This window comes from Caulobacter sp. NIBR1757, from assembly GCF_027912495.1.
Taxonomy (GTDB): domain Bacteria; phylum Pseudomonadota; class Alphaproteobacteria; order Caulobacterales; family Caulobacteraceae; genus Caulobacter.
On record NZ_CP115463.1, the window covers coordinates 700,606 to 713,474 of the forward strand.

7 protein-coding genes are annotated in these 12,869 nt (G+C 70.9%); 2 read left to right on the forward strand and 5 right to left on the reverse strand.

Annotated elements, in window-relative coordinates; all coding sequences use genetic code 11:
• Window positions 1–17 precede the first annotated feature (17 nt).
• Window positions 18–3,470, forward strand: a complete 3,453-nt coding sequence (locus O5I81_RS03320) for an EAL domain-containing protein (RefSeq protein WP_271067523.1) — start codon at window positions 18–20, stop codon at window positions 3,468–3,470.
• 11 nt (window positions 3,471–3,481) lie between these two features.
• The gene (locus O5I81_RS03325; RefSeq protein WP_271067524.1) at window positions 3,482–4,276 is read left to right on the forward strand and encodes an ion transporter; all 795 of its coding nucleotides are present in this window, start codon (window positions 3,482–3,484) and stop codon (window positions 4,274–4,276) included.
• A 386-nt stretch (window positions 4,277–4,662) separates the two neighbouring features.
• Here O5I81_RS03325 and O5I81_RS03330 read toward each other — a convergent pair whose 3' ends face one another.
• From O5I81_RS03330 to kdpA, 5 genes are all read right to left on the reverse strand, one after another.
• Window positions 4,663–5,349: a response regulator gene (locus O5I81_RS03330; protein ID WP_271067525.1), complete on the reverse strand. Its 687-nt coding sequence runs from the start codon at window positions 5,347–5,349 to the stop codon at window positions 4,663–4,665.
• Entirely contained in the window at window positions 5,346–8,027 is a 2,682-nt protein-coding gene (locus O5I81_RS03335; protein ID WP_271067526.1) for a sensor histidine kinase KdpD, read from the reverse strand. Before O5I81_RS03335 ends, O5I81_RS03330 begins: the two co-directional genes overlap by 4 nt.
• The gene (kdpC, locus tag O5I81_RS03340) at window positions 8,024–8,608 is read right to left on the reverse strand and encodes a potassium-transporting ATPase subunit KdpC (RefSeq protein ID WP_271067527.1); all 585 of its coding nucleotides are present in this window, start codon (window positions 8,606–8,608) and stop codon (window positions 8,024–8,026) included. Before kdpC ends, O5I81_RS03335 begins: the two co-directional genes overlap by 4 nt.
• Window positions 8,609–8,874: 266 nt before the next feature.
• Window positions 8,875–10,929 (reverse strand): potassium-transporting ATPase subunit KdpB, encoded by a 2,055-nt coding sequence (gene kdpB, locus O5I81_RS03345; RefSeq protein WP_271067528.1) that lies wholly within the window; start codon window positions 10,927–10,929, stop codon window positions 8,875–8,877.
• A 22-nt stretch (window positions 10,930–10,951) separates the two neighbouring features.
• The gene (gene kdpA, locus O5I81_RS03350; protein WP_271067529.1) at window positions 10,952–12,658 is read right to left on the reverse strand and encodes a potassium-transporting ATPase subunit KdpA; all 1,707 of its coding nucleotides are present in this window, start codon (window positions 12,656–12,658) and stop codon (window positions 10,952–10,954) included.
• Window positions 12,659–12,869 lie beyond the last annotated feature (211 nt).

Genomic DNA, 12,869 nt, shown 5'->3' on the forward strand with positions numbered 1-12,869 from the left:
AATGAATGGAACTTTTGGTGATCGCTAAGTCGGGGGTCCGACGCAGAAGTTCGATCCGCACGCGCCTGGCCCTGCTGGTGCTGGCGTCGGTCGGCGTCGCCGTGGCGGTGATGACCCTGGTCAGCGCCGTTCGCGACGGCCGCCGCGAGGCCGCCCTGCAACTCGACCAGTTCCGCGCCGCCGCCGCCGTACTGGCCTCGACCAGCGCCGAGGCGACGGCGCAGAAAAGCGCCTCCAAGGCTTACATATCGCTGCGGGCGATCAACCTGCTTCCCGGTGTGTCCTATGCCCGCATCGAGACGCCGGAAGGGCGCACCCTGGCCGAAACCGGCTCCGGCGCCCGGCTGAGCCGGGATGTGCAGGTGGACGTCAAGGGCGGGGCCTCGACCGTCTCGCTGTTGAGATCGGGCACGGTCGAGGTGCGGGCCCCCGTCGTGTATGGCCGCGAGGCCGTCGGCCAGGTGGTGCTGCTGGGCGAGACCAGCGGCATCCTCGGCCGGCTGGGCGGGGCGCTGGTGGTCAGCCTGCTGGCCGGGCTGGTGGCGGCCCTGGTGGGACTGTTGGTGGCCTGGCGGCTGCAGCGCCGGATCACGGCGCCGATCCTGTCGCTGAAGGACAGCATGGCCGCCGTGCGGGCCACCCACGACTATGACAAGCCGACCCAGGCGGACACCCAGGCCGACGCCGAGATCGCCGAACTGGTCGAGGGCTTCAACGCCATGCTGGCCGAGGTGCGCACCCGCGACCGGCAGATCGCCGGCCATGTCGAGGGCCTGGAGCGGACGGTCAGCGAGCGCACCGCTGATCTGCGGGTGGCCAAGGACGCCGCCGAGAACGCCAACGCCGCCAAGAGCGACTTCCTGGCGACGATGAGCCACGAAATCCGCACCCCGATGAACGGCATCATGGTCATGGCCGAGATGCTGGCGGCCGGAGAGTTGCCGGCGCGGCAACGACGGTTCGCCGAGGTCATCGCCAAGTCGGGGTCCAGCCTGCTGGCGATCATCAACGACATCCTCGACTTCTCGAAGATCGAGGCCGGCAAGATGGAACTGGAGGCGGCGCCGGTCGATCCGGCCGAGATCGTCGAGGACGTGGCCAGCCTGTTCTGGGAACGGGCCCGGTCCAAGGGGCTGGATATCGCCGCCTATGTCGATCCGGCGACGCCGGCCAGGGTCATGGGCGATCCGACGCGGCTGCGGCAGGTGGTCGGCAATCTGGTCAACAACGCCATCAAGTTCACCGAGACCGGCGGGGTGATGATCACCGTCGAGCCCTATGAGGGCGGCATCCGGCTGCGGGTGCGGGACAGCGGCATCGGCATCGCGCCCGACAAGATCGGCAGCCTGTTCGGGGCCTTCACCCAGGCCGACCAGTCGATCACCCGGCGGTTCGGCGGCACGGGCCTCGGCCTGGCCATCTGCAAGCGGCTGGTCGAGGCCATGGGCGGCGAGATCGAGGTGGCCAGCGAGGTGGGCAGGGGATCGGTGTTCGGCTTCAGCGCGCCGCTGGAAACCGTGGAGGCGGCAGAGCCCTGGCCACAGCTGGCCGCGCCGGTCGGGCTGTCGCTGGCCGGGCCCTGCACGCGGGCGGTGACGACACGGTATCTGGCAGCGGCGGGCATGACGCCGCAGGCGCTGGAGGAGGCCGGCGCGGCGCTGGTTATCGCCGATCCGGCGGCGCTGGAGGGGACGCGGCTCGCGGCGCCGACCCTGGTGCTCGGCGAGTACGGCGATCCCCGGCCCGCCGCCCTGATCAGATCCGGCAGGGCCGACGCAGGCCTGATCCAGCCGCTGCGGCGGGGGGACCTGATGCGGGCCCTGGCCCAGGTGGCGGCCGGCGAGACCCTGACCGATCCGGGCGAGGCCGAGGCGGCGCAGGCGACGAACGCCCTGCCGGGGTTTGTCGGCCGGCGGGTGCTGGTCGTCGACGACAGCGCCGTCAACCGCGAGGTGGCCATGGAGGCCCTCTCGCGGCTGGGCGCCGTCTGTGACATGGCCGAGGACGGCCGCCAGGGGGTCGAGGCCACCCTCGCGGGAGCCTATGATCTGGTGCTGATGGACGGCTCGATGCCGCTGATGGACGGCTACGAGGCGACCCGCGAGATCCGTGCCCGTGAAGTGGACCGCCGCACGCCGGTCGTCGCCCTGACCGCTCATGTGGTCGGCAGCGCCGCCGAGCAGTGGCGCGAGGCGGGAATGGACGATGTGTTGCACAAGCCCTTCACCCTGGCCGGGCTGGCGGCGGTGATGGCCCGCTTCGTCGCGCCGTCGGCGGCGGCGGCGCCGGCCCCGGTCGAGCCGGTCAGCCTGGCGGCGACCGCCCCGGTCAGCGACCTGCTCGATCCGGAGGTCACCGCCGAACTGGCCCGCATGGCCGAGGCCGGCAAGGGGGACTTCGTCGAGCGCGTCCGCCGGCTCTACCGCGAGAACGCCGGCCCGGCCGTCGAGGCCTACCGCGAGGCCGCCAAGGCTGGGGATACGGACGGGGCCGCGCGCGCCGCCCATGCGCTCAAGTCGATGAGCCTCAACATCGGGGCCCGGGCCGTCGCCGAAATCTGCGCCGACCTGGAAACCCGGGCCCGGGACGAGGGCGTCGTCGATGTCGCCGGCGGCCAGCGGCTGCAGGACCAGCTGGCGGCGACGCTGGCAGTCCTCGACGCGCACACGCCGGCCCCCAAGGCCGCGCCGGCCCTGTCGTCGGAGGACGCCGCCCTGACCCTGGCGCTGGCCAAGGCGGCCGAGCGCGGCCAGTTCAGCCTGGCCTACCAGCCGCAGTTCAGCCGTGACGGCCAGTCGGTGACCGGCTGCGAGGCGCTGATCCGCTGGACCCACCCGACCCAGGGGCCAATCGGTCCTAACCGCTTCATCCCCCTGGCCGAGAAGGCCGGGCTGATGGGGCCGATCACCCGCTGGGTGATGCATCAGGCCATGGTCGACACCCTGCATCTGGAGGGGCTGCCGGTCAGCATCAACGCCAGCGCCCTGGACGTCGCCGACCCCAGCTTCGTCGACGACCTGTCGGCGATGTTGGTGAAGCATGCCTTCCCGCCGGGCCGGCTGGAGGTGGAACTGACTGAAACCGCCGTGCTGGCCGACGAGGACGAGGCCAAGGTCGCCATCGATCGGCTGCAGGCGCTGGGCGTCTCGGTGGCGCTGGACGATTTCGGCATGGGCTACACCAGCCTCAACCAGCTGCGCCTCTATCCGTTCAACAAGCTGAAGATCGACCGCTGCTTCATCGTCGGCTGCCCGGACGACACCACCAGCGCCACCCTGGTCCACGCCGTGATCAGCGTCGGCCGGGCGCTGGGCATGAAGGTGGTGGCCGAGGGCGTCGAAACCGAGGAACAGCGCAAGTTCCTGGCCGTGTCCGGGGTGCACGCCTTCCAGGGCTATCTGTTCGCCAAACCGATGCCGATCGATCATCTTGCGGCCCTGTGGGAGCGGCGGCTGGTGCGCGCCGGTTAGGGGATGAGACGATGCCGGACAACGCGCCGCGGAGCCTGAGGGCCAGGCTCTATCGCCAGCTCGACCCGGAGGCGCGCAACCGCGGCCTGTCGCCGACCAACTGGGCGCTGGCGGTGTTCATCGTCTTCGCCTCGCTGGTGGCCATCGTGGCCACCGAACCGACGATCCATGACCGAAACGCCCGGCTGTTCTTCCTTGCCGAGTTCGTCTTCGGCGCCGTCTTCGTGGTCGAGTACCTGGCCCGGCTGTGGGTGGCGCCCGAGCGGCCCGGGCCGGAAGGCGGCTGGCGCAAGCGTTTGCGGTTCATGTTTTCGTTCAGCGGCCTCATCGATCTCCTGACCATCATCGCCACCCTGACGCCCGGGGCGCCGGCCGGGCCGCTGTTGCGGGCCTTCCGCCTGCTGCGCGTGCTGCGACTGGCCAAGCTGGGGCGGATGAGTTCGGCCTGGCGGCATATCGGCGAGGCGATCAGTTCGCGGCGGGCCGAGCTGTTCCTCAGCCTGTTCGCCGGCATCGGGCTGATGGTGTTCTCGGCGACTCTCCTCTACCTGGCCGAGGGCGACGCCCAGCCCGACAAGTTCGGCTCCATTCCCCGCGCCCTGTGGTGGGCGGTGGCGACCCTGACGACCATCGGCTACGGTGACATCTATCCGATCACCCCGCTGGGCAAGCTGCTGGCCTCGGTGACGGCGGTGACCAGCATCGGCCTGATCGCCCTGCCGACCGGCATCCTGGCGGCGGCCTTCAGCGACGCCATGACCCGGCACCGCGAACGGGTGGCGGCGGGGGAAGAGGAAGACCACTAGAGGGGCCGGGCGAATTCCGCAGTCAGGACCCGGCGGGCCTCCATTGGCCATGCCGGGCTGCGGGGGTTATCGAAGCGGCTGACCATTATACCCCGGCCCGCTCGACCTACACAAAAAAGACGGCGGCGGTCTGGACGCGTCGAGGGGCAGCTAAAATCCCCGGATTCGTGGGCTTTTGCGTTGGCCGCTGTCCTGCGTTCGTAGGTCCGGGCGTAGGTCGGTCTGTAGGTCGATGCGCGGGGTTTGTGGGTCGAAAGCGCAACGCCGCGACCTACGCCGCCGGTCGAGGGCGCCGCGAGGGGCGCAAAGCGGGGTGAAGGCCGGGTGAATATGTCTAGACATATTCGTTAAGTGGTTGTGACAGAAGGGTTTTTCGGCCCTCGATTTCAGCCGAAGCGGTACCCGACCCCTGGCTCGGTCAGGATCACGCCCGGGCTCGACGGATCGGCCTCCAGCTTCTGGCGCAGCTGGCCGATGAAGACGCGCAGGTACTGGACGTCCTGTTCGTGGGCCGGGCCCCAGACGGCGGTGAGGATCTGGCGGTGGGTCAGGACCCGGCCGCTGCCGCCGGCGAGGGCGGCCAAGAGGTCGTATTCCTTGGGTGACAGGTGCACGGCCGCGCCGGCGCGGGTGACGCGGCGGCCCACCAGATCGATCTCGATGTCGCCCGAACGCATGATCTCCTCTGCCCCCTCGCGGCGCAGGCGGTGGCGCATGGCGACCCGCAGGCGGGCCAGCAGCTCGCCGACCCCGAAGGGCTTTTCGACATAGTCGTCGGCGCCGGCGTCGAGGGCGTCGATCTTCTCGGTCTCGCGGTCGCGGGCCGAGAGGATGAGGACGGGGCCATCGTAGAAGGCGCGCGCCTTGGCCAGCGCCTCCTTGCCGTCCATGTCGGGCAGGCCGAGGTCGAGGATGACGGCGTCGGGCGCCTTGCGGGCCAGCTCGCGCAGGCCGCTGGTCGCGTCGTCGGCGCGGATCGGCTCGTAGCCCGCCGCCTCCAGGGCGGGGCCGAGGAAGCGGTGGATCTGGGGCTCGTCGTCGATGACGAGAATGCGCGGCCGAAAGGCGGTCAAAGCAGGTGGTCCGGGGTGACGACTTCCTTGCGCAGGGAGATCAGAATGCGCGTGCCGCGTCCATCGTGAATGGGGCTGGCGGCGGCGATGCGGCCGCCCATGGCCTCGACGAAGCCCTTGGAGATGGCCAGGCCCAGGCCCGCGCCCTTGCCCCGGTCGGAGGCCTCCTCCATGCGGCGGAAGCGCTCGAACACCCGTTCGAGCTCGGCGGTCGGGATGCCGCGGCCCTCGTCCTCGATGGAGATGACGACGTTGCCGCGATCCTCATAGGCGGCGGTCTCGATGGTCGAGCCGTCGGGGCTGTAGGCGATGGCGTTCTCGAGGATGTTGACCAGGGCCTGTTCCAGCAGGCTGGGGTCGGCCATGACCATGCTGAGCTGGGCGGGGAAGTCACGGCTGAGGGTGCGGGTCTCCAGCCGGCGTTCGACCCGGGCGATGGCGGCGGCCAGCACGTCGCGAATATCGGTCCAGTCGCGGCGGGTCTTCAGGGCGCCGCCCTCGATGCGGGTCATGTCCAGGAGGTCGCCGACATAGCGGTTGAGGCGCTCGGCCTCCTCGCGGATCGACAGCATCAGGTCGTCGCGGACGGCCGGCTTCATGGCCTTGCCAAAGTCGATCAGGGTGGTGACGGCGCCCAGCACCGTGGACAGCGGCGTGCGCAGGTCGTGGCTGACCGAGTTGAGCAGGGCCGAGCGCAGGCGGTCGGACCGGCGCAGGGCGTCGGCGTCGGCGGCCTCGGCGGCGAACTCGGCCCGTTCGAGGGCGATGGCTCCCTGGTCGAGCAGGGCGAGGGCGAAGCGCTCGTCCTCTTCGGCGGCCAGGGCCTGCGGCTCCAGGCCGACGACGCCGGCCCGGGCCTTGACCCCCTGCAGGGGCCGGAAGGTCCAGGCGACGTTGGGCAGGGTGCCGGTGCGGGCCCCGGCCGGCTCGCCCTTTTCCCAGGTCCAGCGGGCGGCGGCGAGGTCGGCGGCGGACAGGGGGTCGAGGCTCGGGGCGCCGGCGGTGGCGATGATGTCGTCGCCGCCGGGCAGTAGGACGACGGCCTTGCCGCCGGTGGCGGCGGCCAGCTGTTCGGCCAGGGCGGTGGCGGCGTCCTCCTTGCGAGCGGCGCCCGACAGCCGGCGGCTGGAGGCCAGCAGGGCCGAGACGGCCGAGGCGCGGCGGGCGGTGGCGCGGGCCTGGTCGCGGACCCGGCCGGTCAGATAGCCGGTGGTCAGGGCGGCGGCGAAGAAGACGGCGAAGGTCAGGACGTCGGCCGGGTGGCCGATCAGCATCGTCAGGCGCGGTTCGAGGAACAGGAAGTTGTACAGCAGGGCCGAGACCGTCGCCGCCGTGACTGCCGGCCACAGGCCGAAGGCGAGGCCGGAGCCCAGCACGCTGAGCATGAAGATCATCGCCAGGTTGGCGTTCTCGACCTTGCTGTCGATCGCCCAGGCGACGGCCAGGGCGACGGCGACGAGGCCCAGGGCGCCCAGCTGGCCGCGCCATTGCAGGCGACCCTTGTGCGGGCGTGCGGGCGGGGCGGTGCGGCCATCGGCGGCGGCGTCGGTGATGATGTGAAGGGCGGCGCCGGCCGCCTCTTCCAGCAGGGCGGGGGCCAGGGAGCGGCCCAGCAGGCTGCGCCAGCGGGAGCGCCGCGACTTGCCGATGACGATCTGGGTGATGTTGTTGCGGCGGGCGTGGTCGAGGACGGTCTGGACCAGATCGTCGCCGGTCAGGACGACGGTCGAGCCGCCCAGCTGTTCGGCCAGCTTGAGGGCCTCGTTCAGCCGAACGCCGCCGGCCGGGTCCCCCGCGCCGCGATTGGGCCGCTCGATGTGGGCCACCGTCCAGGGGGCGTCCATCATCATGTCGCTCAGGCGGCGGCCGGCCCGGACCAGGGCCCCGGCCATGCCATCCGGGCCGATGAGGACCAGGATGCGCTCGCCCGCCGCCCAGGGGCCTTCGACCCCGGCCCGCTTCATGGCCTGGGTGAGCTGGTCATCGACCGTCTGGGCGGCGCGGCGCAGGGCCAGTTCGCGCAGGGCCGTGAGGTTCTCGGGCTTGAAGAAGCGGTCGGCGGCGAGGCGGGCGGTCTCGGGGACGTAGACCTTGCCGGCGGCCATCCGCTCGCGCAGCTCGGTCGGGGTGATGTCGATCACCTCGATGTCGTCGGCGCGGGAGAGGGCGCTGTCGGGCACGGTCTCGCGCTGGCGCACGCCGGTGATCTTCCAGATCACCTCGACGAGGCTTTCGAGGTGCTGGACGTTGAGGGTGGTCCAGACGTCGATGCCGGCGGCCAGCAGTTCCTCGACGTCCTGCCAGCGCTTGGGATGCCGGGAGCCGGGGGCGTTGGAGTGGGCGTATTCGTCGACCAGCAGGACGCCGGGCTTGCGGGCCAGGGCGGCGTCGAGGTCGAACTCCATCAGGGCCCGGCCCCTGTATTCGATGGGCCGCCGGGGAAGCACGTCCAGGCCGTCCAGCAGCGCCTCGGTTTCCTGGCGGCCGTGGGTCTCGACCACCCCGACCAGCACGTCGCCGCCGCTCGCCTTGAGGCGGGCGGCGGCGCTGAGCATCTCGAAGGTCTTGCCGACCCCGGGGGCCATGCCGAGGAAGACCTTGAGCCGGCCGCGCCCGGCCGACCTGGCGTCCGCCAGCAGGGCGTCGGGGTCGGGGCGGCGGGGCTCGTCGGGCGTCATCGCGCGGGACGTTGCTCCGTTCGGCTGGCGGCGTCGAGGGCCAGATTGACCTTCAGGACGTTGACGCGCGGCTGGCCGAGGAAGCCGAGCGTGGGGCCTTGGGTGGCCTTGGCGATGACGGCGCGCACCCGGTCCGGAGCCATTCCCCGGGCGGCAGCGATGCGGGCGACCTGGCGTTCGGCATTGGCCGGCGAGACGTCGGGGTCGAGGCCCGAGCCGGAGGTGGTGACGGCGTCGACCGGGATGGGGCTGGCGTTGTCGGCGCGCAAGGCGTCGGCGTCGGCCTTGATGCGGGCCGCGTAGTCTTCGTTGAGCGGGCCGTAGTTGGAGCCCGAGGAGCCGGCGGCGTCATAGCCCTTGCCGGCCGCCGAGGGGCGGGGGTGGAGGTAGCCCGGCTGGCTGAAGCCCTGGGCGATCAGGGCCGAGCCGACGACCTTGCCGTTGTCGACGACCAGGGAGCCGTTGGCCTGGGCCGGCAAGGCGGCCTGGGCGATGCCGGTGACCGTAAGCGGGTAGGCGAGGCCGAGGACGGCGGTGAACAGGGCCATCGAGACGAGGGCGGGGCGGAGGTGGGAGAGCATGACGCTTGTCTTTCAGAAGCTGGGAAGCGGGTGAGGGATTGACCTCTGGGCTTCCCTTCTCCCCTTGCGGGAGAAGGTGTCGCCGGAGGCGACGGATGAGGGGTCGCACCGGCCCCAGGGTTTGATGTGGGCGCCATCGAGCGCAGCTTTGAGGGTCATCGACCCCTCATCCGGCCCTTCGGGCCACCTTCTCCCGCAAGGGGAGAAGGGACCTCTCACGGCGGCTGCCCCGTTCATGGCCCACTGTTGTCGGCGAGGGCGCGCCATCACGCCCACCCCAGCGCCGAGACCACCAGGTCGATCAGCTTGATGCCGATGAAGGGGGCGACCAGGCCGCCGAGGCCGTAGATCGACAGGTTGCGGCTGAGCAGCTTGCTGGCGCCGATGGCCCTGTACTTCACGCCGCGCAGGGCCAGCGGGATCAGGGCGACGATGACCAGGGCGTTGAAGATCACCGCCGAAAGGATGGCGCTCTCAGGGCTATGCAGGCCCATGATGTTCATCGCGCCAAGGGCCGGCAGGCTGGCCACGAACAGGGCCGGGATGATGGCGAAGTACTTGGCGACGTCGTTGGCGATCGAGAAGGTGGTCAGGGCGCCGCGGGTGATCAGCAGCTGCTTGCCGACCTCGACGATGTTGAGGACCTTGGTCGGGTCGCTGTCGAGATCGACCATGTTGCCGGCCTCGCGGGCGGCCTGGGCGCCGGTCTGCATGGCCACGCCGACGTCGGCTTGAGCCAGGGCAGGGGCGTCGTTGGCGCCGTCGCCGCACATGGCGACGAGCCGGCCCTTGGCCTGTTCGGCGCGGATCATGCGCAGCTTGTCTTCGGGAGTCGCCTCGGCGAGGAAGTCGTCGACGCCGGCTTCGGAGGCGATGGCGGCGGCGGTGACCGGGTTGTCGCCGGTGATCATCACCGTGCGGACGCCCATGCGGCGCAGATCGGCAAACCGCTCCTTGACGCCGGGCTTGACGACGTCCTTGAGGTGGATGACGCCGACCAGGGCGCCGTTCTCGCTGCAGGCCAGGGGGGTGCCGCCGGAGCGGGCGATGCGGTCGACGGCCTGGCGGAAGTCGGCCGGGGTATCGCCCTCGCGCAGGTTCAGGGTCTTGAGCACGGCGTCGACCGCGCCCTTGCGCCAGCTGTCCTTGCCGGCGTCGAGGCCCGACTGACGGGTGACAGCCGAGAAGGCGATGAAGGTCGCGCCGTCGGGCGAGTTGGCGGTTATGCCCTGCTCGCGGGCCAGGTCGACGATGGAGCGGCCCTCCGGGGTCTCGTCGGCGAGGGAGGCCATCAGGGCGGCGCGCAGGGCGGCTTCCGGGCGCACGCCCGGGGCGGGGACGACCTCGGTCGCCATGCGGTTGCCGAAGGTGATGGTGCCGGTCTTGTCGAGCAGCAGGGTGTCGACGTCGCCGGCCGCCTCGACCGCCCGGCCGCTGGTGGCCAGGACGTTGACCTTCAGCAGGCGGTCCATGCCGGCGATGCCGACAGCGCTGAGCAGGCCGCCGATGGTCGTCGGGATGAGGGTGACGAAGAGGGCGCCCAGGATCATCGGGTCCAGCTTGACGCCGCTGTAGGCGCCCAGGCCCACCAGGGTGACCACCGCCACCAGGAAGACCAGGGTCAGACCGGCCAGTAGCACGGCCAGGGCCAGTTCGTTGGGCGTCTTGCGGCGATCGGCGCCCTCGACCATGGCGATCATCCGGTCAAGGAAGGTGGAGCCCGCCTCGCTGGTGATGCGAACCTTGATCCAGTCGGAGACGACGGTGGTGCCGCCGGTGACGGCGGACCGGTCGCCACCGCTCTCGCGGATGACCGGGGCGCTTTCGCCGGTGATGGCGGCCTCGTTGACGGAGGCGACGCCCTCGATGATCTCGCCGTCGGAGGGGATGACGTCGCCGGCCTCGACCAGCACCACCTCGCCGACGCCCAGCTTGTGGGCGGGGGTGGGGATCCAGGTTCCGGTCGTGGGATCGACCAGCAGCTTGGCCTTGGTGGTGACGCGGGTGGCGCGCAGGGCGTCGGCGGCGGCCTTGCCCCGGCCCTCGGCGACGCTCTCGGCCAGGTTGGCGAAGAGGACGGTGGCCCAGAGCCACAGCGCAATCTGGATCGGGAAGCCGGCGGGCTGGCCCGTGGCGACGGCGACAACGGCCGAGACGGTGGCCAGGGCGGCGACGACCTCGGTGGCGAGGATGACCGGGTTGCCGGTCAGCTTGCGCGGATCGAGCTTGAGGAAAGCCGACTTCAGCGCGTCGAGGATGACGGCGCGGGAGAGGGTGGCGGAGCCGATGGAGCGTTTGGCGCCGGTGGCGATATCGGACATGACGATGCGTCCTTGAAGGGGATCAGCGGGCCGCCGCCAGCACCTGGAAGTGCTCGACGATCGGGCCAAGGGCGAGGGCCGGGAAGAACTGCAGGCCGCCCAGGATCAGGATGATCCCGATCAGCAGGCCGATGAACAGCGGCCCGTGCGAGGGCAGGGTGCCGGCGGTGGGGGCAAGCTTGGGCTTGGCGGCCAGGGCCCCGGCGATGGCCAGCACCGGCACGATGTAGGCGAAGCGGCCGAGCAGCATGGCGATGCCCAGCGTGCTGTTCCACCAGGGGGCGTTGGCGGTCAGGCCGGCGAAGGCCGAGCCGTTGTTTCCGGCGGCGGAGGTGTAGGCGTAGAGCATCTCCGACAGGCCGTGCGGACCGCTGTTGAGCAGGCCCTTCAGCGCTTCCGGCAGCACCGCCGCCACGGCCGTGAAGCCGAGGATGGTGATGGGCAGGATCAGCACCGCCAGCATGGCGAACTTGATCTCGCGGGCCTCGACCTTCTTGCCGAGGTACTCGGGGGTGCGGCCGACCATGAGGCCGGAGACGAACACCGCCAGCAGGGCCATGACCACCATGCCGTAGAGGCCCGAGCCGACCCCGCCCGGCAGGATCTCGCCCAGCTGGATCATGAACATGGCGATGCCGCCGCCGAGCGGGGTGAAGCTGCCGTGCATGCCGTTGACGCCGCCGTCGGAGGCGCCGGTGGTGGCCGCCGCCCAGGAGGCGGTCGAGGCGGCGCCGAAGCGGACTTCCTTGCCCTCCATCGACGGGCCGTGCGGAACCGAAGCGGCCTGCAGGGCCGGCTGGGGGGTGAGGGTCTCGGCGGCGTAGATGCCGCCGGCCGCGGCGCCGACCAGGATGACCATGACGGCGGCCAGGGCGCGGGCCTCCTTGCTGGCGATGACCATGCGGCCGAAGGCGAACACGGCGGCCAGGCTGAGCACGTTCATGGCGACGATCTGGATCAGGTTGGTCCAGGCATTGGGGTTCTCGAAGGGGTGGGCGGAGTTGGCGTTGAAGACGCCGCCGCCGTTGGTGCCGAACTGCTTGATGATCTCCTGGCTGGCGACCGGGAACAGGGCCAGGGTCTGCTGGCCGCCCTCGAGCGTGGTCGCGGTGGTCGAAGCGGCCAGCGACTGCGGCACGCCGAGCGCCACGAGGACCAGGGCGCCGACGAGGCTGACCGGCAGCAGGACGTAGAGGACGATGCGCACGACATCGGTCCAGAAGTTCCCCAGCCCCTCCGCCCGGTCGGCGGCGAAGGCGCGGGCGACGGCGGCGGCGATGGCCAGGCCGGCGGCGGCGCTGACGAAGTTCTGCACCGTCAGGCCGGCCATCTGGCTGAAGGTCGAGACGGTCTGTTCGGGGACGTAGGACTGCCAGTTGGTGTTGGTCACGAAGCTGACGGCGGTGTTGAAGGCCAGGTGCGGCGACAGGCCCTCGAAGCCCTGCGGATTGAAGGGCAGCAGGTTCTGCAGGCGCAGGATGGCGTAGAGGATCAGGAAGCCGGCGGCGCTGAAGGCCAGCACCGATCCGGCATAGGCGACCCAGCCCTGCTGGTTGTCCCGCTTGACGCCCATCAGCGCCAGGGTCCCGTTCTGAACGGGTTTGAGGACCGGATCGAGCCAGGTGCGCTCGCCGGTCCAGACGCGTTTGAGCCAGGCGCCGAGCGGCCAGCTCAACGCCAGTGTGAGGCCGATCGTGAAGACGATCTCGGCCCAGCCCCGCCAGTCCATGCGAGGTCTCCTTTCAGAATTTGTCGGGACGAAGGAGGGCGGCGACCATGTAGATGGCCAGCCCGACGGCGGCGGCGCCGTAGAGAAGGGTGACCCACATGGTCAGACCTTCCGCAGCAGGACGGTGTAGAGGCCGAAGAGCGCGAAGGCTCCCAGCCCGAGGGCGAGAAAGAGGATATCGGCCAAGGCGGCTCTCCTGATTGAGGCCGCA

What these genes read in the sequence shown, in the direction of transcription:
- O5I81_RS03335 (WP_271067526.1), bottom strand. Translation starts at nt 8,027, where the DNA reads ATGACGCCCGACGAGCCCCGCCGCCCCGACCCCGACGCCCTGCTGGCG.
- O5I81_RS03325 (WP_271067524.1), top strand. Translation starts at nt 3,482, where the DNA reads ATGCCGGACAACGCGCCGCGGAGCCTGAGGGCCAGGCTCTATCGCCAG.
- kdpA (WP_271067529.1), bottom strand. Translation starts at nt 12,658, where the DNA reads ATGGACTGGCGGGGCTGGGCCGAGATCGTCTTCACGATCGGCCTCACA.
- kdpB (WP_271067528.1), bottom strand. Translation starts at nt 10,929, where the DNA reads ATGTCCGATATCGCCACCGGCGCCAAACGCTCCATCGGCTCCGCCACC.
- kdpC (WP_271067527.1), bottom strand. Translation starts at nt 8,608, where the DNA reads ATGCTCTCCCACCTCCGCCCCGCCCTCGTCTCGATGGCCCTGTTCACC.